At 69.6% G+C, this 3,336-nt stretch carries 2 protein-coding genes, 1 tRNA gene and 1 other RNA gene; 3 read left to right on the top strand and 1 reads right to left on the bottom strand.

Features of this window, described 5'->3' with window-relative positions:
- Window positions 1-35: 35 nt before the first annotated feature.
- Window positions 36-123: transfer RNA gene (locus G6027_RS01495), tRNA-Ser, on the bottom strand.
- A 106-nt stretch (window positions 124-229) separates the two neighbouring features.
- Between G6027_RS01495 and ffs the strand changes: the two genes are divergently transcribed.
- The 3 genes from ffs to G6027_RS01480 all read left to right on the top strand — a co-directional run.
- An RNA gene (ffs, locus tag G6027_RS01490) (signal recognition particle sRNA small type) lies at window positions 230-324 on the top strand.
- Between the two features lie 47 nt (window positions 325-371).
- Window positions 372-1,643, top strand: coding sequence for an aminotransferase class I/II-fold pyridoxal phosphate-dependent enzyme (locus G6027_RS01485; protein ID WP_182634767.1), 1,272 nt, complete (start codon window positions 372-374; stop codon window positions 1,641-1,643).
- 497 nt (window positions 1,644-2,140) lie between these two features.
- Window positions 2,141-3,336 (top strand): DNA polymerase III subunit gamma and tau (locus tag G6027_RS01480; RefSeq protein ID WP_182634765.1); only part of this gene is annotated, 1,196 nt, incomplete at its 3' end.

The following is a 3,336-nucleotide window of genomic DNA, read 5'->3' as shown; positions in this document are numbered from 1 at the left end:
GGCCCGGGCTCGAGAGCACCGGGCCGCGTCTGCGGCGGAGGATAGGGGATTTGAACCCCTGAGGGGCTATAAACCCCAACCCGCGTTCCAGGCGAGCGCCATAGGCCACTAGGCGAATCCTCCGTGGACGAGAGTACCCAGCGCGGCCAACCACTGGCAAACCATCCGGGAATCACCGGCCACATCCCGGGCTGCGTGCAACGGCCGGGGCGGCACGGCTAGACTCGTCACCGGACCCCGCGCGGCGTCCATCCTGTGAACTCCCCCAGGGCCGGAAGGCAGCAAGGGTCAGCGGGCTCTGGCGGGTGCGCGGGGTCCCTTTACGTCTGGGTACAAAGACCACCGACGATGTCGATCCTCCGGAGGCCACTATGGCGCTGTCCGATCTCTCCGCCGACGAACTCGCTCGACTCGAGTCGGAGTTGTCCTCCGAGTACGACTCGCTCGCCGACCGCGGCCTGGCCCTGGACCTGACCCGCGGCAAGCCCTCTCCCGAGCAACTGGACCTCTCCGAGCGACTGCTGTCGCTGCCGGGGGAGGGCGACCACAAGGCCGGCAAGACCGACGTCCGCAATTACGGCGGCGGCGCCGGACTGCCGGAGCTCCGGGAGATCATCGCCGACCTCCTCGGCGTGGACGCCGGCCGCGTGATCGCGCAGGACAACGCGAGCCTGTCGATCATGTACGACCTGCTGACGTTCTCGATGCTGTTCGGGACGCCCGACTCCGAGCGTCCCTGGAAGGACGAGCCGAAGCTCCGCTGGCTGTGCCCGGTCCCCGGGTACGACCGACACTTCGGCATCACCGAGGCCCTCGGTATCGAGATGATCCCGGTGACGATGGGGGAGAGCGGACCGGACATGGACGAGGTGGAGCACCTCGTCGCCACGGACCCGTCGATCAAGGGCATGTGGTGTGTGCCGATCTACTCCAACCCGACCGGCACCGTCTACAGCGACCACACCGTGTCCCGGCTGGCCCGCATGGCCGCGGCCGCCCCGGACTTCCGGGTGATCTGGGACAACGCCTACGTGGTCCACACGCTGACCGAGGACTTCCCCAAGGTGCCCGACGTGGATTCGCTCGCCGCCGAGGCCGGTCACCCCAATCGATTCCTGCAGGTGTGCTCCACCTCCAAGATCACCTTCGCCGGGGCGGGCGTGTCGTTTCTCTCCGCCTCCACTGCGAACCTCGACTGGTACCTGGGGCACACCGGGAAGCGGTCGATCGGGCCCAACAAGGTCAACCAGTTGGCCCACGCGCGCTTCTTCGGCGACGCCGACGGGGTGCGGGACCACATGCAGAAGCACCGCGGGATCGTGGCTCCGAAGTTCGAGGCGGCCGCCGCCGCGCTGGACCGGAGGCTCGGCGGGTACGAGGTGGCCCGCTGGACGAGCCCCGAGGGCGGGTACTTCATCGACCTCGAGGTGCCGGACGGCACCGCCACGGAGACAGTCCGTCTGGCCAAGGCGGTCGGGGTCGCGCTAACCCCGGCGGGTTCGGCCTATCCGTACGGGCAGGATCCCGACGACCGTCACATCCGTCTGGCCCCCACACTGCCGCCACTGGCGGAGGTCGAGACGGCAATGGACGTGGTGGGACTGTGCGCGCTGCTCGCCGCGTGCCGCGACGCGCGAAAGTGATGTAACGGCGCCTCCCCCTTCGTTAATCACCGTCGCGGGCGGCCTGCGCGCCCCCACTCGTGCTCCGACGCCGTGTGCCTCGCCGCCTTCACCTGCACTGTGGGTTCGAACGTGATCTACAACACGTTCCCATTCAGTGGGCTCGCCGTCGTGGGCGGCGGCGGTGCCGCTGACGTGCACGAATGATCCCGCTCGCGCAGTTGAGCAATAGTCAACAACTGTAGGACCTTGATCGCCGCAGGTCGGCATGGTTGTATCTCTACCGTCCGGACCCCACAAGGGATCGGGCACCGGAGTGCGGCTGAGGGGCTGCGAGGGGCCGGTGCTCTGATCCTGGTCCGGAACCGCGCCGCGAGGGTCTGAGGGGGCCCGCACCGCCGCGCGAGGGACGTCAGGAGGGGCTGCGGAGACGCGGCCCCTCCGGTCATTTCGGGAGGGTGTGTTTCGGGACGCGTAGGGCAGTCCTCGTCGTCGTACCCCCTGGGTACCCTCTACACGTGGCCCTCTATCGGAAGTACCGCCCCGCCTCCTTTGCCGAGGTCGTGGGCCAGGAGCACGTCACCGAGCCGCTCTCGGTGGCCCTGTCCTCCGGTCGCATCAACCACGCCTATCTCTTCTCCGGCCCGCGGGGGTGCGGCAAAACGTCGTCCGCCCGCATTCTCGCCCGGTCGCTGAACTGCGTGGAGGGACCCACCGCCACGCCGTGCGGGGAGTGCGACTCCTGCGTGGCGCTTGCCCCCGGGGGCACGGGCACGCTCGACGTCACCGAGCTCGACGCGGCCAGCCACGGCGGCGTGGACGACACCCGGGACCTGCGTGAACGGGCGTTCTTCGCGCCGGCGTCGTCGCGGTACCGCGTGCTCATCATCGACGAGGCTCACATGGTCACCAACGCGGGCTTCAACGCCTTGCTCAAGATCGTGGAGGAGCCGCCGGAGCACCTCATCTTCATCTTTGCCACCACCGAGCCGGAGAAGGTGCTGCCGACCATCCGCTCGCGGACGCATCACTACCCGTTCCGCCTGCTCACGCCGTCGTCGATGCGCGGGCTGGTCGAGCGGATCAGCGAGCAGGAGGGCGTGAAGGTCGAACCCACGGTCTTCCCTCTGGTCATCCGCGCCGGTGGCGGGTCCCCGCGGGACACGCTGAGCGTGCTGGACCAGCTGATGGCCGGCGCGGGTGAGGACGGCATCACCTATCCGCGTGCGGTGAGCCTGCTGGGGGCCACCGAGGTCGCGTTGATCGACGACACCGTGGACGCCCTCGCCGCGGGGGACGGTGCCACGCTGTTCCGGACCGTCGACAAGGTCATCGAGGCCGGGCTGGACCCCCGCCGGTTCGCCGCGGACCTGCTCCAGCGGCTGCGGGACCTGATCATGGTGCAGTCGGTGCCCCAGGCCATCGAGCGCGGACTGGTTGACGCCCCGGTCGAGCAGGCGGACACCATGCGGCGCCAGGCCGAGCACATCGGGCCCGCCACCCTCGCGCGGTGCGCGGACATGGTGCACGAGGGGATGGGGTCGATGCGCGGCGCCACCTCTCCCAGGCTGCTGCTGGAGATTCTCTGCGCCAAGCTGCTGCTGCCCTCGGCCGACGATTCCATGGTCGCGCTGCTGCAGCGTGTCGAGGCACTGGAGTCGGGCACCGCGCGGGCGGTCGCCGCCCCGCCCGGTGGTGCCCGCGCGCAGGACGG

Origin of the sequence: Dietzia sp. SLG310A2-38A2 (assembly GCF_014145095.1) — a bacterium.
Taxonomy (GTDB): Bacteria; Actinomycetota; Actinomycetes; order Mycobacteriales; family Mycobacteriaceae; genus Dietzia.
This window is presented reverse-complemented; position numbering and strand designations above follow the sequence as displayed.